Raw genomic sequence first — 22,093 nt, forward strand, 5'->3', positions numbered from 1 at the left:
GATGAATCGCAGTGAGGCACAGATGGCCCCACTACGATTAACTACAGCATGACTTACTCTTGTGGACGGCGGCGGAACAGTTTCGTGAACAATCCGGCAGCTGTCGCAAGCATTCCCATGAGGGTGATCAAGAACAGATTTTCCGAAGTGTTCGGTAACGTGCCACCAACGATTCGTTTAACGGGTTGAGTGATCGGTTTTGAGACGAGTGGTGATTTATTAATCGGTGCACCGACTGTGTTCGCTGGCAATGTCGGCTTGACGCTTGGTCCGTTTACAGTGCCAGTCGAAGGAGCTGGCTTGACGTTCGGACCTGAGACAGGGCTCATGCCAGGAGTTGGTGTGACACCTGGACCATTTCCTGGTGGAGTCGTTGGAGGCGTGACGACCGGGATTGGGATGATGACATTGTCATTGTCGTTATCATCGTTCGGATTCGAGACGTTGTCTGGATCCTCTTTCCCATCATTGTCGTTATCCTTGTCTCCACCATTGTTATTATCATTGTCACCATCATTATCTTGATCCGCATCGGCGTCGGCATCCGCATCCGCGTCGGCATCCGCATCGGCATCCGCATCAGCGTCAGCGTCAGCGTCAGCATCTGCATCTGCATCCGCGTCAGCATCCGCGTCAGCATCCGCATCGGCGTCAGCATCCGCATCCGCGTCAGCATCCGAATCGGCGTCAGCGTCAGCATCGGCATCTGCATCGGCATCCGCATCGGCATCAGCGTCAGCATCCGCGTCAGCATCCGCGTCAGCATCCGAATCGGCGTCGGCATCCGCATCTGCGTCAGCATCGGCATCTGCGTCGGCGTCGGCATCCGCATCCGCATCCGCGTCGGCATCGGCATCAGCGTCGGCGTCAGCATCCGCATCTGCGTCAGCGTCAGCATCCGCATCGGCATCCGCATCCGCATCCGCATCAGCATCCGCATCGGCGTCAGCATCAGCGTCGGCATCGGCGTCAGCATCCGCATCCGCATCAGCATCCGCATCCGCGTCAGCATCCGCATCGGCATCCGCATCCGCATCCGCGTCGGCATCAGCATCCGCGTCGGCGTCAGCGTCGGCATCCGCATCGGCATCGGCATCCGCATCAGCGTCAGCATCCGCATCGGCGTCCGCATCCGCATCAGCATCCGCATCCGCGTCAGCATCCGCATCGGCGTCAGCATCCGCATCGGCATCGGCATCCGCATCGGCGTCGGCATCAGCATCGGCATCCGCATCCGCGTCTGCATCAGCATCTGCGTCAGCATCAGCATCCGCATCGGCGTCAGCATCCGCATCGGCGTCGGCATCCGCATCAGCGTCGGCATCCGCATCAGCGTCGGCATCCGCATCAGCGTCGGCGTCAGCATCCGCATCAGCATCCGCATCGGCGTCAGCATCCGCATCCGCATCGGCGTCCGCATCCGCATCCGCATCCGCGTCGGCATCCGCATCAGCATCAGCATCCGCATCCGCGTCGGCATCGGCGTCGGCATCAGCATCGGCATCCGCGTCAGCATCCGCATCCGCATCCGCATCGGCGTCGGCATCCGCATCCGCATCAGCGTCGGCATCCGCATCCGCATCGGCATCCGCATCCGCGTCAGCATCAGCATCGGCATCCGCATCGGCATCAGCATCGGCATCAGCATCCGCATCGGCATCAGCGTCCGCATCAGCGTCAGCATCCGCATCAGCGTCAGCATCAGCGTCGGCATCCGCATCGGCATCGGCATCCGCATCCGCATCTGCGTCGGCGTCAGCATCGGCATCGGCATCAGCATCCGCATCTGCATCAGCATCCGCATCCGCATCGGCGTCCGCATCCGCATCGGCATCAGCATCGGCGTCCGCATCAGCGTCGGCATCTGCGTCGGCGTCAGCATCGGCATCAGCATCGGCATCAGCATCCGCATCGGCATCAGCATCGGCGTCCGCATCAGCGTCCGCATCAGCGTCCGCGTCGGCATCTGCGTCGGCGTCGGCATCGGCATCGGCATCCGCGTCGGCATCCGCATCTCCATCTGCCTCTTCATCAAAGACGATCGTATCTTGACCATCTAGATCAGCCAGCAGTTGTGCATCGATTGCAGACGTATTGACGACAGATCCTGTAACAACAACTTCGTCTTGAGCAACCCCAGCCGGTTTATCAACGATGATATTGGCACTAACAGAAGTTGGTCCAAGTACTTGTACACCTACGAGTTCATTCGATAAGTTCACCGTATCGTTCGTTACAGCAGTCAGAACATTATTTACACCTGGTAAAAGAGCTTTAACCGGGTTTAAAACAGGATTAATTAAATTTCCTGCTATTCCGGATAATTTTAAATTAGTGATGGCCTTGACCAAATCGGTCAAGGCGTCTTGAACGACTTGTTTCGTTAACGTATCAAGATGTTGCCCTAAACCATCACTAAAATCAATCACGATTGAACCATCCGGATTAATCGTGACTGGAGCAGAGCCTTCATAATCTAGAAGTTCTGACAGTGCGGTATCTAAATTTTGTAGATTATCCAGGGCATCGGTTAATTCTGTGAGCCCTTCTACTCTCAATAAACTACCTACGACTGGAGTACGTTGTAATCGATCGATACCCGCTAATAGGTCAGTCACAGTATCTGCTACTGTTCCCGTCAGAGGATCGAGTTGACCTTTCAGCGTCGGTAAATCTTCAAGTGTAATGGGTAATAGTTCAACACTGACTGACGCATTACCATTCGCCTGCATTTTTCCCGCTAAATCTGGAATGTTGAAGACGGCCACCCGGTCCGGGTTCAATACCTCCGCATCGGCTAATCCGACTCCGGTTAAATTAAGGGCTAAATCATAGTTATCCGGTTGTTCCGTCAGATTTGCATTGACCGCGACATCCGTCAATAGTTGAACTTCAGCTAAACTGACTCGATTCGGTCCTTGGACAAGCGAGTTTCGAACCGAGTTCGCGAATTGACTTTGTTGCGTCTGAAACTTCTTTTCAGAATTCTCAGCTGCTTCGGTTTTCGTATAGGTGAATGAGATCGGAGAGAGGGCGAGAGAGGACGCTGCCAGCAGTTTTACTAGTCTTCGTGTGTGGTTTCTATGGTGTCGATTCATCTTCTTTCGAAAATCAGGTGCTTTTTTCTTCATTTCAACACTCCTTTTCTACGGAAAAAATAATCGTACACCTATTATTATGCATGTATTCCCCATAAAAATATACAATTTTTTACAAAAGTAATGGTTAAATAGTTATTATTAACCAGTATTTTAAATATTAATTTACCATTAAAATATAAATAATATATATTATAAATAATCAACCAATAAAATATATTGTAATTTTATTTCATACTAGTTCTATCCATTTTGTGTAAAAATGACTTAATTCAATTTTATATGACCATAATTTTTAAAAAAGTAAAAAGACCTACGAGCGTCTGCTCGTAGGTCTAGAAACCTACTTTTTTAGAATCGAATGTGCTGTTTACTCCAGCGAATCGATTCCTTAAACTGACGGACGAGGTCTTCAGCCGGTGCCGTCAAATAATAGGCCAGTCCGTGCACTTTCTCGGACATTTGCTGGATGACGAGTCCATCTTCGATCAATTCTTGCAGCTGTTCGAGGATTTGACCGTGCGACTGATCGATCCGTTGCTCGAGTTCCCCGATTGTCAACGCACCATCACGCAAGAGATAAATGATACTCGACTTCAAACTGTTCTCGAAGTTGTGCTGGAATTTCTGTAATGCGAGTAAATCGGCTTGTTCTTCGGTATGACGTGAATCCATCTGATTCCTGCCCCCTTTTTTCTTAGCTACCTCTTCAGTATGACGCACTTTTACGCGAATTTCAAAACTCAATCGCGCTCTGTGATGATCGTATCGAACGTCTTCTCTTCCTCCGTGATGACCATCTTCTTTTGCGACCGAAGATGATAGAGACGACGAATGTTCAAGATGACGACCTTCATGACAGCATAGAACGGAACACCTAGCAAGACGCCGAAGAAACCAGCGATGTTACCAGCGACGAGTAAGACGATGATGATCGTTAGCGGATGAACGTCAAGCGTCTTCCCTTGCACGAGTGGTGACATGATGTGCGAATCAATCTGTTGCGCGACTGTCATGACGATGATTGCATAAATCGCAAGAATTGGATCCTGAATGAACCCGACGATCAATGCCGGAATAACACCGAGGACAGGTCCGAGGAACGGAATGATATTCGTCAGTGTCGCAAACAAGGCGAGCAACAACGCATAATCAATCCCGATGATCAGATATCCGATATAGGCGATGATCCCGACCCCGATGCTGACGATGACTTGCCCGCGGATGTAGCTCATGATCGTCAAGTGAACGTCCCCAAGGATTTTCTTCGTTTCCTTATGATACTCGTACGGCATCAGCTTGACGAGATTGCCTTTCAGCTTATCGCCGTCAAGCAACATGTAGATCAACATGATCGGAATGATGACGATCGTCACGACCGTCGTCGTCAGGACACTGACGAACCCACCGACACCCGTACCGATGTTCTTAAGGAACGTCGTTGCATATTCCGAGATGTTGCCCGAGAACTTATTAAACAAGTTATCTGGTCCTGACAAGAAGCGTGAAAAGGCTGCGCTGTTCTCGAGTTGATCCCGGACATCAATCAATTGGCGCTGGAATTGTGTGGCGAGTGTCGGAATCGAATTTACGAACTGTGTGATCTGTTCTGACAGCATCGGACCAAAGATGAATCCGAGTGTCGTCAAAATCCCGATCAGTCCGACGAGGACGATTAAGACAGCCGGACGCCGTTTCATCTTCTTCTCAAGTAACTCGACGATCGGTAGCAGGACATAATAGAGAATCCCGGCGATCGCAAGGGGTGGTACGACCATCTGAAGCAGAATCGCGACCGGTCGGAACAGGAACGTGACATGATCGCCAATCCAAACGATGATCAGTAACGTCATGACCCACCAGGCGAATCGATACCATTTGTTTTCAAACATTTTTTGCATCTAACCACTTCCCTACTTAAAAAATGAAGTTCAATATCCTCTATAGTTTTCCTTAAAACGATACTTCTTAATCCTTATTCTTAGAAAATATATAGTTCGTTATCGTTTAACACACATATGATATATTTGTTTTAGTCAATTTTGCAGATTCAGATTTGCCGAGACCTTCGAATCTGCGTAAGATAAGTGTATTCGGCATTTAAGCAATCTTTTTCATACATGTAAAAATAGAATACGGAGGAAAACCCAGTGAAATGGATCAATCATACCATCGGTCGCCAATTGATGTTCGCCTTCTATATGGTGTTCGTCGCTCTCAGCATCACGTCTGCGATCGTTTATTTCTATACGGAACAGAAGATCGATCAGGCGAATGCGACATTCGATGACTTACGTGAGCGTCGAACGAATGCAAATGCCCTCGCGAATGAGTGGACGGTCGCGCAAAGTAACGTCAAATCCTATTTATTGACCGGCTCACGGGAAACGCTTGATGCCGTCAAGACGAATCAACAGGAAATCAATCGCTTGACGACATGGTTCGAGAAGTACGCCGTATACGAGCAAGGAAAAGAGTACGCAACCGCGACACGTCAAATGTATGACGATTATTTCGGAACGTCGCTTCCGCTCCTCAACGAATACGTCGAAGGAAAAAAAGACGGAAAGATCAACGAAGATTTTGTAAATCCTGACACGCTCGCTGCTCTTTCCAATGGGAAAGACCTGTTCACCGAAAACGGTACGTTACGCGGATCGGTCAGTTTATCAGACGCTGATGTTGACATGACACGGATCGATACGTTACTTGCCGATTATCTGACGCTGATTCAAGGGAAGGAAGTCGATGCGAAGAACGATCTTCTAGGTGAAATGCGTGTTGCCCAGTTTATCTGGCTCTCGAATCTCGTCGTCTTGATTCTCGTCCTCTTCTCGCTCGTACGTCCGTTCATCAGCCGCGTCACGAAGCAGGTCAACACACTGTCTCGCGACAGCGCCTTACTTGCGACGGGAGAAGACATTCAAGCAATCCCCTTGCCTAAACGAAAGGACGAGCTGCATACGCTGACGACATCGTTCAATCAGATGGCGGCATCGATTGCCGATAACAAGGTCCATATGCTGGCGAAGAACGAAGAACTTCAAGCACAACAAGAAGAGCTCGTCGCTCAGCAAGAAGAACTCCAAGCGCAGCAGGAGGAACTCGAAGAAGCACTTGATATCACACTTCGGAGTGAACAACACCTGAAGTACCGCAATGAATTGACGGAGACGCTCGCTTCTCGTGAGACGTTGACGGCTTATCCGGAAATCATCGAAAAGCTCGTCTCCATCACGCATTCTGAAATCGGTGCCCTGTTGTTCCTTGATCAACAAGAAGTCCGCTCGACGATTGATTACGGGATGACGGAAGAGATGGTCGGTCGTCTTGTCTCTGACGATCAGTCACTCTTGCATCGCGCACGTCTCTTGAAGCGTCCCGTCCATTCATCAAAACAGGTCGCACACGAGAGCCCGCTACCGTATCCGTACTATATGTATGAGGTCGCAGTTCCGGTCATGGATCCGTCAAAAGAGCACATGATTGCCTGCATCTATCTCGTTCGTTACCGTGATGCCTTCACGACGGAACAGATGAATGACATCCTGTCATTCTCGCATCAATTGTCACTCTCTCTCCTCCGGATGGGAATCTATGAAGAAATGATCCGTGAGAAAAACAAGACGACGCAACTATTGAACTCGATTCGCGAAGCTGTCGTCTACATCGAACATGAGACAGATGAGTTACTCGTCAACGAACCGTTGATGACGTTGTTCCCGGAAGTTCCGACATCGTTCGAAGACGAAGAACGTTCTGCGTTCGAGCAAGCGATGCAGTCATTAGCTGACATCATTGATGAACCCGCAGCATTCGAACGGTACATCGAACAGATCGTTGAACTCGATTTACCGAAAGATAGCTTGATCGTCTCGATCCGCAAGCACAGTACCTATATCCAGATTTACGCCGAGAAGATCGAAGTCGACGGCACATGGGTCGGTACGATGCTTGTCCTCCGTGATGTGACGAAAGAAACGGAAGCCGAGCGGATGAAGGAAGAGTTCGTCTCGACCGTCTCGCATGAATTGCGGACACCACTCTCTTCGATCTATGGCTTCACGGAGCTGATGCTCAACAAACGGTTCGAGGAAGAACGGCAACGGAAGTATCTGCAGACGATTCACTCCGAGACCGGTCGCCTGACGACGCTTGTCAATGACTTCCTCGACGTCCAGCGCATGGAGTCGAGTGAACATCGTTATGAGATGACGACGTTCGATGTCGTCGAACTCGCCCAAGACTTGATTGAGTTCTATGATGTCTCGCACGAGACGCACCAGATTGATTTCGAAGCCCGTGGACCGATCATGATCGACGGTGATGCGGAAAAGATGAAGCAGTTGCTGAACAATCTACTCAGTAATGCCGTCAAGTACTCCCCAAGCGGTGGTACGGTCTTGATACGGATTACAAACGAACTTGGTTTCGCTCAAATCCGGATCCAAGATGAGGGTATCGGAATTCCGCAAGATGCTCTTCCGAAATTGTTCGATAAGTTCTATCGTGTCGATAACTCCGAGACGCGAAAAATCGGTGGAACTGGTCTTGGTCTCTCGATCTGTAAGGAGATCGTCAAACACCACAACGGAACGATCGATGTCGAGTCCGTCGTCGGTGTCGGATCAACCTTTACGATTCGGTTCCCGATTGCTGTCATCTCGACGATTCTCACATATGAAGATTAATCACTCGACCGTTCACATCATGTGGACGGTCTTTTTTGTCGTTAGATTCGGTTAGGCTCGGGGTATAGTCAAAAGCGCATTATTTTAAGGAGGAATCGACATGCAACTTGGATGGATTGGGTTAGGACATATGGGGGTACCGATGGCAACACGTCTACTTGACGGCGGTCATGGCTTGACCGTCTACAACCGGACGTATGAAAAAACAGCTCCGCTGACTGAACGAGGAGCAACAGCTGTCAAAGAAGCACAGGACGTCGTGCGTCAAAGCGATATCATCTTCGTCATGCTCGCGGACGGACCAGCTGTCGCATCCGTCATCGAAGACATCACACCCGCTCTTAGCGGTAAAATGATCGTTAATTTAAGTACGATCTCACCGGAAGAAACGAAGGACATGGCACACCTCGTCGAAGACAGTGGCGGAACGTATCTCGAATCACCGGTCTCGGGATCCGTTCCGGTCGCTAAAAACGGTCAGCTCGTCTTACTTGCCGGTGGTGACGCAAAAGTCATCGCGACCTGTCAGCCCTATCTCGACCTACTCGGCAAGGAAACGATTCATTTCGGACCACATGGCTCAGGCAGTGCAGCGAAGCTCGCCATTAATTTATTGCTCGCTGTCGTCGGGCAAGGGGTCGCGGAGACATTGTTACTTGGAGAAGGTGCGGGGCTCGAGAAAGAGAAGCTGATTCAGATGATTAGTGCTTCCGGGATGAACACCCCACTATTTACCGGAAAACGCGACATGTACCGGAAGAATGACTTCCCGTCGGCCTTCCCGCTCCGTCTGATGGCAAAGGATTTAGGTCTGATCACGGCTGAAGCAAAACGCCAACAGATCAAGCTGCCACTTGCACAAGCGACGGACGCTAGCTACGCTGAAGCAAAACCGACTTATGGTGATGCGGACATGGCAGCAATTTATCTCGCGTTACAAGAAAAATAATGAAAAGGGTGATGCCGCTCAATATGAGAAGCATCACCCTTTGGCTATGAGATTATTTAAGAGACGTGACGATTCCCATCATCTGATCACTCGTCATCAAGGCTTTCGAGTTAAACTGATACGCCCGCTGCAGCTGCGTCAAGTTCGTCATCTCAAGCGCCATATCGACGTTTGATGTCTCAAGCCGACCGACCGTCAACGGATTGCCCGCTGCATTCTGGTATTGTCCAGTTGCTGTGAACAAACCACCACCGACTTCCGTCAACTCACCGTAGTTCGGGATGTCTGCGACACCCACCCGAGCGAGGACACGTCGATCCCCGTTTATGATTCCCGTGATGTTGCCATCCTTGTTCAGTTCAATCTCTGTCGCGTTTGCCGGCAAGACGATCGGATCATTCGCCTGGTTGATGACAGAACGTCCGGCATCATCCGTCAGCAGGACTTGTCCGTTTGCTTGCGGTGATAACTGGAAGTTTCCGTCGCGCGTGAACTTCGTTACGCCATCCGTATCGATGACACCGAAGAAATGATGTGGATTCCCAAGTGCTGCGTCGAGTTTCCGATCCGTCGTCCGGAACGTTCCGACGCCAAAGCGCGTCGCTTCGTTTGCGACGTAACCTCCGACACCGAGTCGAAGTCCTTCTGGTGTCGTCAACGGACCTGGCGTAAAACCTGTCGCTTGGTTGTTAATGTTACGGACGAGCAATTCATTGAACTGGGCATCCCGGCGTTTGTAGCCGTTCGTATCGACGTTAGCCAGGTTTTGACCAGTCGTGTCGAGCTGTTTTTGCAACTGTCCCATCGTACTTGCGGATGTATAGATTGATTGCATCGTATCCTCCTATTAGCGAACGCGTCCGATTTCGGAAACAGCCTTCTCCGCTGTCCGGTCGTACGCTTGAATGACTTTTTGATTGGCTTCGAACTGGCGTAGACCGGCGTTCATCTCCGCCATCGTCTGTTCGATCTCGACGTTCCCGAGTTCGAGTACACCTTGATCGACCCGGACGTTTCCAGCGTTTAACGGATTAGCTGATCGGAACAAGCCGTTGCCTGTCCGCTCGAGCGTCTCCGGTTGATCGGTTACGACGAGACCAAGGTTACCGATCGCCTGACCGTTTCCGTCCGTGACGGCACCGTTCGCGTCAACGAGGAAATCTTCATTGACGACGTCGAGTGGTTGACCGTTCGTATCGAGGACGAGATCATTCTCCGTCGTCCGGAGTAATCCATCCTGTCCGACTGCGAACTGTCCGTTCGTCGTATAAAGCGTTTCTTCCTCTCCCGTCAACGGATCCTGGTGACGAATCGTAAAGAGGGGTGCCCCTTCAAGCGAACTAATCTGCAAGTCCGTTGCATTGCCCGTCTCCGTGATTGAACCTTGCGTGAAGTTCGGTGTCGCTGCCTGCATGAAGACACCGGTCGCAAGCTTTCCGACCGTCGCGACTCCCCGCACACCTGTCCGTTCATTGTTTGCTGTTTGCTGGATCAGCATCTCCGGAAATGTCCGGAGTGACGCTTGATCGGCACGGAAGCCCGGCGTCCGCGCATTGGCCAAGTTGTTACTGAGCATTTCCTGTTGGCGTTGTAATGCCTGCATCGCATTCGACGCCGTGTACATTCCTCGTAGCATACGTTCATCTCCTCATTGACTTCATGTTCAATTCTTTCCTCTCAGTATATCGGTCGACTTGATTTGAATTATGAGCTTTTTTGAACAAAAAGGTAATATCCGTCAGAGATGAATCAAAAGACCTATTAGAATCACGTTCTCCTTTTTTTCAATAGATTACATATTCAAAATTGACAAAAATTGTTATGCTATAGCTAACAAAAACATGATTCTCGAGGTGAAACCTATGAGCTTCTTTAAAAAACGTGCCACTGAACGAACTGTGCCTGGGTCTTTAGATTTATACACACTGTCCGACGTCACTTATTTTTTGGAGAACCATCCGGATGCCGTCTATACGATGGATACAAAGGGTCACTTCATTTCCTTCAACAATAAATTCCCACTAATGCTCGGTTACGATCGGGATAGTCTTAAGCGACTCCATTTCGAAACGTTTTTAAAGCCCAATGATGTAGAGGAAGTCAACCAGTTCAAGAAACGCGTCTATTCGGGCGAAACCGTCCACTTCACGACGACGGTTCGTCATAAAGATGGGCATTGGTTGACGTTGAACGTCACGAACATCCCGATTTACGATCAACGTGTCATCATCGGTCTTTATGGGATTGCCCGTGATGTATCACAACAACAAGAACTCCGAATCGATTACCAGCGCTTATTGATGAAAGATCGATTAACGAACGCAATCGAAGGGGTCAGTTTCGTTGAATACTTCCCAACGTCAAAAGAAATCGTCGCATCTCCCTCTCTCGCTACACTATTACACCTTTCTAAGAAACACTTAGCGAAGATGGACACCTATGACTTTCTGGAAGAACTCCATCCAGAGGATCGAACGATTTTTCGCGAACAAAGTCTTGCGCTGCATATGGGACAAATTCCAACCTTCTCGATGCAGTTACGGATGGGGCGCAGAGGTCAATTCCAAAAGATCGTCCACTGTGAAGGTGTCGTGCAGACGGATACGATTCCAAGCTCACTCCTCTTCATTCTCAAGGATGCGACACCGCTCATCCAGCTCGAGCAAGAACGGGATCTTGCGATTGCCTCTCTTAAAAAGTTCTTCACGTCGCTGCATACGACCGCTTATGAACATCGTTACAGCGACAATACCGTGACGTTTCATGCTGCCGGATTCCTTGAACCGTATACCGATTATCTTCGACGAATCGAACAGGATCATCAACTGTGGACAAAACTCGTCTCATCCGAAGACCTCGTCCTCATGCGGGAGGCATATCCGAAAATTCGTCAAGGAGAAGTCGTTCGACTCGTCTATCGCCTAAACTATCCCGATCGCCAGTTTTGGGTCGAAGAAACGTGTATCCCGATCATCGATACACATGGTGAAGTTCTCGGTCATTATGGTGTCTCAACTGATATCACGCGTCTAAAAGAACAACAGCATGAGATTTGGCACCTCTCAATGCATGACCCGATTACTGATTTACCCAATCATGCCTTTACGTTAGAACAGGTTCGTGAGTTGTTGACACATCGTTCCCCTTTCACTTTATTAACGGTCACGTTTAATCAACACAGTCGTCTCGCTGAGCGATTCGGTCACGAAATCGGGGAAGAATGGATCCGTCAGACGAGTGCAGCCGTGAAAAAGCTTATCAAAAAAGACGTATTCATCGGTCATCTATTTGGTGATAAATTCCTTATCATCCTAAAAGGTAAGATTGATGAAACACGGGCAATTGGACTTGCTAATCAATTACTCGAGCTGACCCACCATCGCTTCGATGTCTTGTCATATGAACTATTTTCGAAGGTCTTCATCGGCATCACCTATTCTGCTCATCATGATCATACGGCAGAAGAGTTGATTAAACAGACGTATACGGCACTCCGCCGTGCGAAGTCGATCTCAAAAAGTAATTTCCAGTTCTATTCATCGAAACTCGACATCACGACGTACCGTCGCTATCAACTCGAACGCGATTTGCGCCATGTCATCAAGAAAAATCAACTCTTCCTTGAGTATCAACCAAAAGTCGATAGTTGGAGTGGACGTATCGTTGGTGCGGAAGCGTTGATCCGTTGGGACCATCCGGAATGGGGTCGACTAGCTCCAAAGGATTTCTTATCTCTGTCAGAAGAAAGTGATCTCTACATTCACATCGGCGACTGGGTACTTGATCAAGCCTGTCGATTGATTCGTGATCTACTCGATGAGCAACCAGAGAATGTCGTTCCGCTATCAATCAACTTATCACCGAAACGATTGTTCTACGGTGATTTCGCGAGCGTCGTTGAAAAACATTTAAAAAAACATGGTGTTCCTGGTCACCTCTTAGAAATTGAACTACTTGAGTCCGACGTGCTGCTTGAAGGCGGACAAGTCCTCGAGACACTCGACCGTCTCGTCGATCTCGGTGTCAAACTATCACTCGATGATTTCGGAACAGCTTATTCATCGATTTCTTACGTCCAGCGTTATCCGGTACATTGCCTGAAGATTGATCGATCGTTCGCGATCCATGCCGAACACGATCCAAAGAGCCTCTCTGTCATTAAAAGTGTCATCTATATGGCGAAGGAGTTCGGTTTGACCGTCGTTGCGGAAGGCATCGAGAACATGCAACAACTAAACCTGTATCGAGATCTAGAATGTGACATGATCCAAGGCTACCTCTTCAGTAAACCCGTCGATATCGAAACATTTAAGCAACTGCTTGAGAACGGCACGCTCTATCCAAAAGATACGGGCACCGCTCCACCGAAGGAGCCGATTCTTAGTCTGCATGCGAAGGTGACGATTTCGAAGCTGAATGGACAGTCAATCCAAGTCGGATCGTCTCCGATCTTGATCAATCGTTGTACGAATCGGACGATTTCTTTCTATTCCTCGATTCGTCTACCGGTGAAGCATAAACTGGAGCTCTCCCTGCAATTGCATCACCTGACACATCCCGACATCTTCATTGAACCGACGTCGATTTCGGAACTCGATAACGGTCTCTTCTACTATGTCGCTGACTTCCAAGTCCGCGCCTTGTCTCTCATCGTCCAAGAACAGTTGAATCATTCCCATCATTCGCGCGTCGACGACTTCTTCGAACAATCGACTGTATGAAAAAAGCTTCCATCCCCTTAATCAAACGGGAATGGAAGCTTTCCTTAGTTATTCGGATTCTTTTTCAAGACAGCGGTCTGCGTCCGCTCGAGTACGGCATTCGTGATGACGATCAAGCCGGTGAAGAGGAATAAGGCTTCAAAACCGAAGTGACCAGCAATCTGTCCACCCGCGAGTGGTCCGAGGAAGTTCCCCATGAACTGCGCGGACTGGTTGTACCCGAAGATACGTCCTGACGCATTAGCTGGCGTGTTCTTCCGAAGCAGTGCCTGTACCGACGGCATCAGTGCTGCTGTCGCAAAACCGATTCCCATCCGTAAGACGATCAATTGACTTGTATCCGTGACGAATGCTTGCGGAATCAAGAAAGCGGCAAAGACAAGTAATGCAAAGAATAAGACACGCTCTGCCCCGATCTTATCGGAGAGACGACCGAGTCGTTGCGCTGCGATCAAAGCTGCGATACCAGGTGCCGAAGCGACGATCCCGGATAATAACGCCAGACGTTCTGTCCCCGGACTGAGTTCCCGGACGTAGAGCGACAGGATCGGACTGATTGATTGTGCCGCGAACTGAATCAGGAACGTCGTCAAAAAGAGACTCAAGATGAGTTCCGGATGACGGAGCGACTGGATGATTTCCTTCGCGGACGCCATTTTTTTGACTTCCATTGGGACGAATTCTTCTTTAACTAAGAAGTAGGTCACGAGGAAGGTAATGAAGAGCGGTACGCTCGTAAAGAGAAAAACGGGTCGAAGCCCAACAACGTCGGCGAGGAATCCTCCAATGAGAGGTCCTAGCAATCCACCGGCAATCCCACCGGTCGACAAGGTGCCGAGCGCCCAGCCACTTTTCTCTTTTGGGGTTTGGGAAGCAACGAGTGTGATACCGGCTGAGATGAATCCGGATACGGCTCCCATGACAAGACGTAGAAAGACGAGTTGATAGACGTCTTGAACAAAACTAATTAAGAACATGACAATCGACATACCAAGACTTGCGCGAAGCAACATCAACTTCCGCCCTTTTCGATCGGCGAGACGCCCCCAGATCGGTGAGACGATCGCAGCGACGAGGAAGGTTGCACCAAAGGCAATACCGGACCAGGTCGTAATATCTTGTCGGCTGTCGACACCGAGTTCTTCAATGAATAAAGGCAAAAACGGTAATACGAGGCTGAGGGCGGCAGCGGTCAAAAAACTACCGAACCAGACGACGACTAAATTTCTTTTCCACAATGGCATTGTGGCATCACTTCCTTTTATTTGACAATTCGTTTCAATGCAACAACTTTTAATATACACTTCACATTGTGAAATGTCTAGGGTTTGAACTGTCAAAGTGTAGAACAGGACCTTTGATGCATATAAGCAACTGCTTGACGGTCGATAGTAAGGTAATCCACACGAAGGAGTGAAATTGAAATGAAACGCTTTTTGATTGGCGTAGTCTGCCTGTCGTTGCTTCAATTCGGACTACCACTCAAAAGTTCAGCTGCCGTTTCCGTCACTCGTCACACGGTCCTCTGGTCCATCCCAGAGGCCAAATCCATTTCAACGAAGATCAATCAGCTGGCAAACAGACAGATGAAACGTGTCTATCTGCATGTCGCTGTCGAGGGTGATCGTACTCTCTACCGAACATTCGTTGAAAAAGCGCATTCTGTCGGCATCGAAGTGTACTTTTTGTTCGGACAGCCGCGCTGGATCACAAACGAAGGAACGACAGCTCGACCAAACGTCGAGGATCCGTTAGCCTGGATTTCGACCTATCAGCAAGAAACGATCAGTCATCCGGACGGCATCAGCGTTGATCTCGAACCGTATGCCTTACCGGAATGGGAGACGGACCAACCACGTGTCATCGCCTCCTATGAACGGATTTTACTTGCCTTTCGCGAGAAAGCGTCTGTTGAAGGATTACCGCTGCAACTGTTCCTTCCGTTCTGGTTCCACACCGTACAGGATGAAAGCGGTCGCCCTCTCAGTGAATGGGCAATGGAGCTCGCTGATGAAGTCACGTTGATGAGTTACCGAACTGTCTATGGTGGTGGGAATGGACTTGGTGCGATTACAATGACGGACGCGCTCTATGCCGCAAGCAACAATCACACGTTATCGTATGCGATCGAGTTCACTGAACTCTCAGAGACGCCGGATATCACGTTTTACGGTAAGACACGAACGCAGTTGAATCAGCTCGTCAATCAAACGATGGCTAGTTCACTGCCGCCAAGTGCGATCGTCTATCATGACTTTGAAGCGTACCAAGCGTTCATGCGTAGTACGCAGTGAGAACATAAAGATTCGAAGCGACGGTATAGAAAAAGACTTGCTATCATTGATCCGACTCCTACAGGAAAAAGCGCAAATTTTTGCGCTGTCAGAGACAGACAAGACCCGGGTTCACTGTTATATGAACAGTGAAGACTGGCTTGTGTCTCGCCTGAGGAAAGCGGGTCAAATGGAGCAAGTCTTTCTTTTCTTCAACATCTTCATCTTCCAAAAATGAAAAGTGGTCCTTCCCATTACTGAGAAGAACCACGTTTTAATCGATCTCGATGTTCTTACTTTCCGAGGTTATCGAGCATGATTCCTGTACCGCGTGCGACACATAACATCGGATCTTCTGCGATCAGAACCGGTAGACCAAGTTCTTTTGCAAGCAGTTGATCGATTCCGTCCAGCAACGCGCCCCCACCTGTTAAGATGATGCCACGATCGATGATGTCTGCCGCAAGCTCCGGTGGTGTCTTCTCGAGCACACGCTTCGTTGCCTCGACGATCTCCATCGCTGCTTCCGCCAGCGCATCGTGCATCTCTTCCGATGTCACCGTGATGTTGTGTGGTAAACCCGTCACGAGATTGCGTCCGCGAATATCCATCTGCTCGCTCCGTCCATCTTCTGATACAGTGGCAACCGTCGTCTTGACCGCTTGTGCCGTCCGTTCCCCGATGATCAGCTTATGTGTATCCTTGATTGAACGAATGATGTCGTGGTCGAAACGATCTCCTGCGACCTTAATCGTCTCCCCGCATACGATATCACCCATTGAAAGTACGGCAACATCCGTCGTTCCGCCACCGATATCAATGACCATGTGCCCTGCTGGCATCCAAATGTCCATACCGGCACCAACTGCTGCGACCTTCGGCTCGACTTCGAGGAAGACCGTCTTTGCGCCTGATTTTTCACCGGCTTGACGAATTGCCTTCGCTTCAACCGTCGTGATGCTTGCTGGTGTACAGATCAACATCCGGACTCCACCGAACATCTTACGGACTTCAATCTTATCGATGAAATGGCGAAGCATTGCTTCCGTCATTTCAAAATCAGCAATAACACCGTCTTGAAGTGGTCGAATGGCCACAATGTTCCCCGGTGTCCGCCCTACCATCAAGTGTGCTTCCGTACCTACCGCATGAATCTTACCTGTTGCCTTGTCGATCGCGACGACCGATGGCTCATCGAGGACGATGCCTCTCCCTTTGACATGAATGACGACATTCGCCGTCCCTAAGTCGATTCCGATATCTCTTGAAAACATCTCGTGTGCTCTCCTTTACCCACTGGCTATTCTTCCAAAATATAGAACGTCGTTTGGACGTCTAACCCATTTATGTATACATACCTTTCAATTCTAGCATATGCCCCTTCATGAAACGACTTTCTTTTTCCGCTTTTCGGATTTCATTGTCGTCATTTTCAAAAGACGACAAAAAGAGCACCATCCCACAAAATAGGATGATGCTCTTATCTTAGTGCTTACAGTTTTGTTGCAGCTGTTTCTTCAACGACTGCCGCTTCTTCTGTCACACGTTCTACGTCTGCACCAAGTGCTTGTAACTTCAAGTGGAAATCGACGTATCCACGGTCGATGTGGTGAAGCGCACCAACGCGTGTTTCGCCTTCAGCGATCAATCCTGCTGTGACGAGTGCTGCACCTGAACGAAGATCCGTTGAAAGAACTTCTGCACCTTGCAACTGTACGCCACCGTTGATGATCGATGAACGACCTTCAATCTTGATGTCAGCGTTCATGCGACGGAATTCTTCAACGTGCATGAAGCGGTTTTCGAAGACCGTTTCCGTGATGACTGATGTGCCGCCTGCTTTGAGGACGAGTGCCATCATTTGTGCTTGAACATCTGTCGGGAAGCCTGGGTGTGGCATCGTCTTGACGTCGACTGCTTCGAGTTTCGCTGGACCGACGACACGGAGACCTTCTTCTGTATCCGTGATCTTAACGCCCATCTCTTCCATCTTCGAGATGAGTGGACGAAGGTGTTCGCGCTCTGCGCCGATGACTTCGACGTCACCTTCTGTGATCGCAGCAGCGATCATGAACGTACCTGCTTCGATCCGGTCAGGAATGACATAGTGTGTTGCACCGTGTAATTTCTCGACGCCTTCGATGCGGATTGTTTCTGTACCTGCACCGCGGACTTTTGCGCCCATTGCGTTCAAGAAGTTCGCAAGGTCAACGATTTCTGGTTCTTTTGCGACGTTCTCGATGACTGTCGTTCCTTCTGCGAGTGTCGCCGCCATCATGATGTTCTCTGTCGCACCGACTGATGGGAAGTCGAGGTAGATTTTTGCACCTTGGAGGCGACCGTCGACATGTGCTTCAACGAATCCGTTTCCGATGATCGTTTTTGCGCCCATCGCTTCGAATCCTTTCAAGTGAAGATCGATCGGACGTGATCCGATTGCACATCCACCTGGCATTGCGACACGTGCGCGCCCGAGGCGTGCAAGTAATGGACCCATGACGAGAATCGAAGCTCGCATCTTACGCACGTACTCGAGTGGTGCCTCGTCTTTGAGATTCGGTTCTGCATTGACCGTCACCGTGTTCGCTTCTGCGTCGAATTCGACTTCCGCGTTCAAGTTGCGTAAGACGTTATTGATTGTATAGACGTCTGCTAGACGTGGTACGTTTTGAAGAACTGATTGTCCCTCTGATGCAAGCAATGTCGCGACGAGTGTTTTTAAGACCGCGTTCTTTGCACCTTCTACTTTGACTGTTCCAGCTAATTTACGTCCGCCACGGACAACGATTTTTTCCATTCTCCCTACTCCTCTGCTTCGTTTCTGTTCTAGTATGTTCAATTCGTGATTGGTGAGGATCATAGTTGGAATTCAACGAATGTTAGAAAAGAAACTTCCCTATAGTTGATCTCTTACTACAAAGCCAATACGACGTTTCGATTGTAATGTTAGATGATTGCTAAATGACTGTGTTCCTTCATTGAAAGAGCAGTGTCCTGTTCCATGGTAAAACAAATTACCATTTCAGGGTTTACAATGCAGTTACAAGTTCACCCGATTAAAAACTGAAGACGTTGTGCAAAACCGGCATAATCTAGTAAAAAGCGCGCTACGATGGATCCGAGTGCAATCGCAAGAATCGTTCGTAAGGCTACCGCATGCGGTCCTTTAGGATGTTGCAGGATTTTCTCCCATTTGACTGGTAACAAGGACCACCAAGCGAGCAAAATCGCTACGATATAGACCAGCATACTAACTAACGCACTCACACCAATAGATGTCACTTTCGTTGCACCTCTTCTTCATAGTTTCTTCAACTCTACTATGATTTCATAAAATGAATGATTGCGCAAACAAAAAAGAACACGCTGAATTAATTTTAGCGTATAAAATATATTTATTGAAGATAAATTTGGTCTTCTACTGAAAAAAGGTTGAAGAATTCGTGAAGACGAGGCATATAGTGTACTTTTACATTTTTGCAGTATTTTAAACCTGTATCCTTCATCGTGTTGCGAAAACGGTTGCCATACGGAAAATCATTGATGGTTTATATAAAAAAAACCCCGGTTCCGCAAACGGAACCGGGGTTTCATCAAATCAATCGCGACCGTAGTCTTTCAAGCTGAGACGGTTAACTGCTCGTTTCAGTGAAAGTTCAGCACGCTTGAATTCGAGTTCTGATAATTTCGTGTCCTGGAGACGACGTTCTGCACGAACCTTCGCAGCTGCAGCCCGGTCATAGTCGACCTTGTCTGCTTGCTCCGCAGTTTCCGCAAGAACCGTTACAGTATCCTGGCGCACTTCCATAAAGCCACCGCTGATAGCGATCAACGTGCGTCCGCCATCTTCGTGGCGCAACTTCAAGATGCTGATGTCGAGTGGTGTCACGAGTGGGACGTGGTGCGGGAGAACCCCGATCTCACCAGAAATCGTCTTCGCAACGACCATACGGACATCGCCATCATACACTTCGCCATCCGGGGTGACGATATTGACATGAAGTGTGTTCATCTCAAGTCCCCCTTATGCTTTGTCACTTAGACAAGCGCCTTCGCTTTTTCAATCGCATCTTCGATCGGACCGACGAGACGGAATGCTTCTTCCGTTAAGTCATCGTGTTTACCTTCGAGGATTTCTTTGAAGCCGCGGATCGTGTCCTTAACTGGGACGTACGATCCTTTTTGTCCTGTGAACTGCTCAGCTACGTGGAAGTTCTGCGACAAGAAGAACTGGATACGACGCGCACGGTGTACAGTCAATTTGTCGTCTTCTGACAACTCGTCCATACCGAGGATCGCGATGATATCTTGAAGTTCTTTATAACGCTGAAGTGTTTCCTGAACTTGACGTGCAACACCGTAGTGCTCTTCGCCGACGATTTCCGGTGAAAGGGCGCGTGATGTCGAAGCAAGTGGATCCACGGCAGGATAGATCCCCATCTCAGAGAGACGGCGCTCAAGGTTCGTCGTTGCATCTAAGTGAGCAAACGTCGTCGCAGGAGCCGGGTCAGTATAGTCATCGGCTGGTACATAAACCGCTTGGATCGATGTAACCGAACCTTTATTTGTTGATGTGATTCGCTCTTGGAGCATACCCATCTCTGTTGCGAGTGTTGGCTGGTAACCAACGGCAGATGGCATACGACCGAGAAGGGCCGATACCTCAGAACCCGCTTGTGTGTAACGGAAGATGTTATCAACGAAGAGAAGAACGTCTTGTCCTTGCTCATCACGGAAGTATTCTGCCATTGTCAAACCAGTCAAGGCAACACGAAGACGTGCACCCGGTGGTTCGTTCATCTGACCGAAGACCATCGCTGTTTGTTTGATAACGCCTGAATCCGTCATCTCGTGGAACAAGTCATTTCCTTCACGCGTCCGCTCACCAACACCTGCGAATACCGAGATACCGCTGTGCTCTTGGGCGATGTTGTTGATCAATTCTTGAATGAGGACGGTCTTACCTACACCGGCACCACCGAAGAGACCGATCTTACCACCCTTGATGTAAGGAGCGAGCAAGTCGACGACTTTAATTCCAGTCTCGAGGATTTCAACTTTCGTTGAAAGGTTATCGAAAGTCGGTGCTTTTTTGTGGATCGGAAGACGTTCCACGTCAGCAGCGATTTCTTTTTCATCAATTGGGTTACCGAGTACGTTGAAGACGCGACCAAGTGTCGCTTCTCCGACGGGTACCGAGATTGGAGCATTCGTATCGAGTACTTCCATTCCACGGCGTACTCCATCCGTAGAGTCCATCGCAATGGTACGGACGACGTCGTCACCAAGGTGCAGGGCGACCTCAAGCGTCAAGTCGATAGCCACTTCTTCTACAGTTTGCGGCGTATATTGAATACGAAGCGCGTTGTAGATGTTCGGTAAGTGTCCTTCGAACTTAACGTCGATGACAGGTCCCATGACCGCGACGACGCGGCCTTTTAAACCGAGTTCGTTCATCGTGTTTCCTCCTACCTATCGTTACGCCAGTCGGGATTACTGCTGCGCAGCAGCCCCACTGACGATCTCTGTGATTTCTTGCGTGATTGCAGCTTGTCGAGCTCGGTTGTAGACGAGAGTCAATCGACCGATCAAGTCATCTGCGTTATCTGTCGCACTTTGCATTGCTGTCATACGTGACGCATGTTCTGCTACTTTCGCGTCAAGAAGCGCACCGAAGATCAAGCTCTCCGCATAACGCGGGAGGAGTTCCGCAAGGATTTGTTCCTCGCTTGGCTCGTACTCATAAGTCGTCGAAGATGAAGCTTCGATTTCTCCGAGTGGGAGAAGAGTTTCGACTTTCACTTCCTGGCTGATGACAGACAAGAAGTGGTTGTAGCACAGCTTGAGCTCGTCGATTTCGCCGATCGTGAACGCACTCACTGTGCGCTTCACGATCTCAGCGACGTCGACATACGAAGGAGAATCGTTCAAGCCTGTGATCGCATCCGTGACCGTGATTCCGCGTGAACGGAAGAACTGGACACCGACTTTACCGACCACGAAGAGAACGTAACTGTCCGTAGTATGCTTTTCTTTGATTTCCCGGTAGACTTCACGCAGCACGTTGGCGTTATATGCACCAGCTAAGCCGCGATCCGATGTGATGACGATATAGCCCGTCTTTTTGACGGGACGTTTCTCGAGCATCGGATGGCTCGCACCTGTCGTGCCATTCGCAATGGTTCCGAGTACCTCTTGCATTTTCAGCATGTAAGGTTGGAACTTCGCGCTATGTGCTTGAGCGCGGTTCAGTTTCGACGCCGAAACCATGTTCATCGCTTTCGTGATCTGTTTCGTACTTTTCGTCGAGTTGATCCGCGTTTGTATCTCGCGCAACGATGCCATTTCGATTCACCACCTT

The 22,093-nt window shown here is 49.4% G+C and carries 16 protein-coding genes; 4 read left to right on the plus strand and 12 right to left on the minus strand.

Going from position 1 to position 22,093, the window contains the following annotated elements; translation table 11 throughout:
• Window positions 1-53: 53 nt before the first annotated feature.
• The 3 genes from K7G97_RS14510 to K7G97_RS14520 all read right to left on the minus strand — a co-directional run bounded on the left by K7G97_RS14510 (window position 54) and on the right by K7G97_RS14520 (window position 4,999).
• A complete protein-coding gene (locus tag K7G97_RS14510; protein ID WP_262415765.1) occupies window positions 54-3,131 on the minus strand; it encodes an adhesive domain-containing protein in 3,078 nt (1,025 codons plus the stop codon).
• A 318-nt stretch (window positions 3,132-3,449) separates the two neighbouring features.
• Window positions 3,450-3,773: a winged helix-turn-helix transcriptional regulator gene (locus K7G97_RS14515; RefSeq protein ID WP_223040914.1), complete on the minus strand. Its 324-nt coding sequence runs from the start codon at window positions 3,771-3,773 to the stop codon at window positions 3,450-3,452.
• A gap of 68 nt (window positions 3,774-3,841) precedes the next feature.
• On the minus strand, window positions 3,842-4,999 hold the full coding sequence (locus K7G97_RS14520) for an AI-2E family transporter (protein WP_223040915.1): 1,158 nt from the start codon (window positions 4,997-4,999) through the stop codon (window positions 3,842-3,844).
• A gap of 249 nt (window positions 5,000-5,248) precedes the next feature.
• Between K7G97_RS14520 and K7G97_RS14525 the strand changes: the two genes are divergently transcribed.
• Together K7G97_RS14525 and K7G97_RS14530 are read left to right on the plus strand one after the other, a co-directional pair.
• On the plus strand, window positions 5,249-7,789 hold the full coding sequence (locus tag K7G97_RS14525; protein WP_223040916.1) for a HAMP domain-containing sensor histidine kinase: 2,541 nt from the start codon (window positions 5,249-5,251) through the stop codon (window positions 7,787-7,789).
• Window positions 7,790-7,889: 100 nt separating this feature from the next.
• Window positions 7,890-8,738, plus strand: a complete 849-nt coding sequence (locus K7G97_RS14530) for an NAD(P)-dependent oxidoreductase (RefSeq protein WP_223040917.1) — start codon at window positions 7,890-7,892, stop codon at window positions 8,736-8,738.
• 52 nt (window positions 8,739-8,790) lie between these two features.
• Here K7G97_RS14530 and K7G97_RS14535 read toward each other — a convergent pair whose 3' ends face one another.
• Window positions 8,791-9,573 carry a flagellar hook-basal body protein gene (locus K7G97_RS14535; protein ID WP_058704123.1) on the minus strand — a complete coding sequence of 261 codons (783 nt, stop codon included), beginning with the start codon at window positions 9,571-9,573 and terminating at the stop codon, window positions 8,791-8,793.
• A gap of 12 nt (window positions 9,574-9,585) precedes the next feature.
• On the minus strand, window positions 9,586-10,374 hold the full coding sequence (locus K7G97_RS14540; protein ID WP_223040918.1) for a flagellar hook-basal body protein: 789 nt from the start codon (window positions 10,372-10,374) through the stop codon (window positions 9,586-9,588).
• 226 nt (window positions 10,375-10,600) lie between these two features.
• Here K7G97_RS14540 and K7G97_RS14545 point away from each other — a divergent pair, with 226 nt between their 5' ends.
• Window positions 10,601-13,459 carry a sensor domain-containing protein gene (locus tag K7G97_RS14545; RefSeq protein ID WP_223040919.1) on the plus strand — a complete coding sequence of 953 codons (2,859 nt, stop codon included), beginning with the start codon at window positions 10,601-10,603 and terminating at the stop codon, window positions 13,457-13,459.
• Between the two features lie 44 nt (window positions 13,460-13,503).
• Here K7G97_RS14545 and K7G97_RS14550 read toward each other — a convergent pair whose 3' ends face one another.
• On the minus strand, window positions 13,504-14,703 hold the full coding sequence (locus K7G97_RS14550) for a multidrug efflux MFS transporter (protein ID WP_195864362.1): 1,200 nt from the start codon (window positions 14,701-14,703) through the stop codon (window positions 13,504-13,506).
• A 180-nt stretch (window positions 14,704-14,883) separates the two neighbouring features.
• On the opposite strand from K7G97_RS14550, the gene K7G97_RS14555 reads away from it, so the two are divergent.
• Window positions 14,884-15,753 (plus strand): hypothetical protein, encoded by an 870-nt coding sequence (locus tag K7G97_RS14555; protein ID WP_223040920.1) that lies wholly within the window; start codon window positions 14,884-14,886, stop codon window positions 15,751-15,753.
• A 272-nt stretch (window positions 15,754-16,025) separates the two neighbouring features.
• Here the strand turns inward: K7G97_RS14555 and mreB are convergent, their stop codons facing one another.
• The 6 genes from mreB to atpG all read right to left on the minus strand — a co-directional run bounded on the left by mreB (window position 16,026) and on the right by atpG (window position 22,077).
• Complete coding sequence (gene mreB / locus K7G97_RS14560; RefSeq protein WP_029342734.1) at window positions 16,026-17,006, minus strand: rod shape-determining protein MreB; 981 nt, start codon at window positions 17,004-17,006, stop codon at window positions 16,026-16,028.
• 218 nt (window positions 17,007-17,224) lie between these two features.
• Complete coding sequence (murA, locus tag K7G97_RS14565; protein ID WP_195864360.1) at window positions 17,225-18,529, minus strand: UDP-N-acetylglucosamine 1-carboxyvinyltransferase; 1,305 nt, start codon at window positions 18,527-18,529, stop codon at window positions 17,225-17,227.
• Between the two features lie 251 nt (window positions 18,530-18,780).
• Window positions 18,781-18,999 (minus strand): DUF1146 domain-containing protein, encoded by a 219-nt coding sequence (locus K7G97_RS14570; RefSeq protein ID WP_231925663.1) that lies wholly within the window; start codon window positions 18,997-18,999, stop codon window positions 18,781-18,783.
• Window positions 19,000-19,330: 331 nt separating this feature from the next.
• A complete protein-coding gene (locus tag K7G97_RS14575; RefSeq protein ID WP_029342737.1) occupies window positions 19,331-19,744 on the minus strand; it encodes a F0F1 ATP synthase subunit epsilon in 414 nt (137 codons plus the stop codon).
• Window positions 19,745-19,770: 26 nt separating this feature from the next.
• Window positions 19,771-21,189, minus strand: a complete 1,419-nt coding sequence (atpD, locus tag K7G97_RS14580; RefSeq protein ID WP_023469494.1) for a F0F1 ATP synthase subunit beta — start codon at window positions 21,187-21,189, stop codon at window positions 19,771-19,773.
• 36 nt (window positions 21,190-21,225) lie between these two features.
• A complete protein-coding gene (gene atpG, locus K7G97_RS14585; RefSeq protein ID WP_058704130.1) occupies window positions 21,226-22,077 on the minus strand; it encodes an ATP synthase F1 subunit gamma in 852 nt (283 codons plus the stop codon).
• Window positions 22,078-22,093: the final 16 nt, after the last annotated feature.

The organism is Exiguobacterium acetylicum, from assembly GCF_019890935.1.
Taxonomy (GTDB): Bacteria; Bacillota; Bacilli; order Exiguobacteriales; family Exiguobacteriaceae; genus Exiguobacterium_A; species Exiguobacterium_A abrahamii.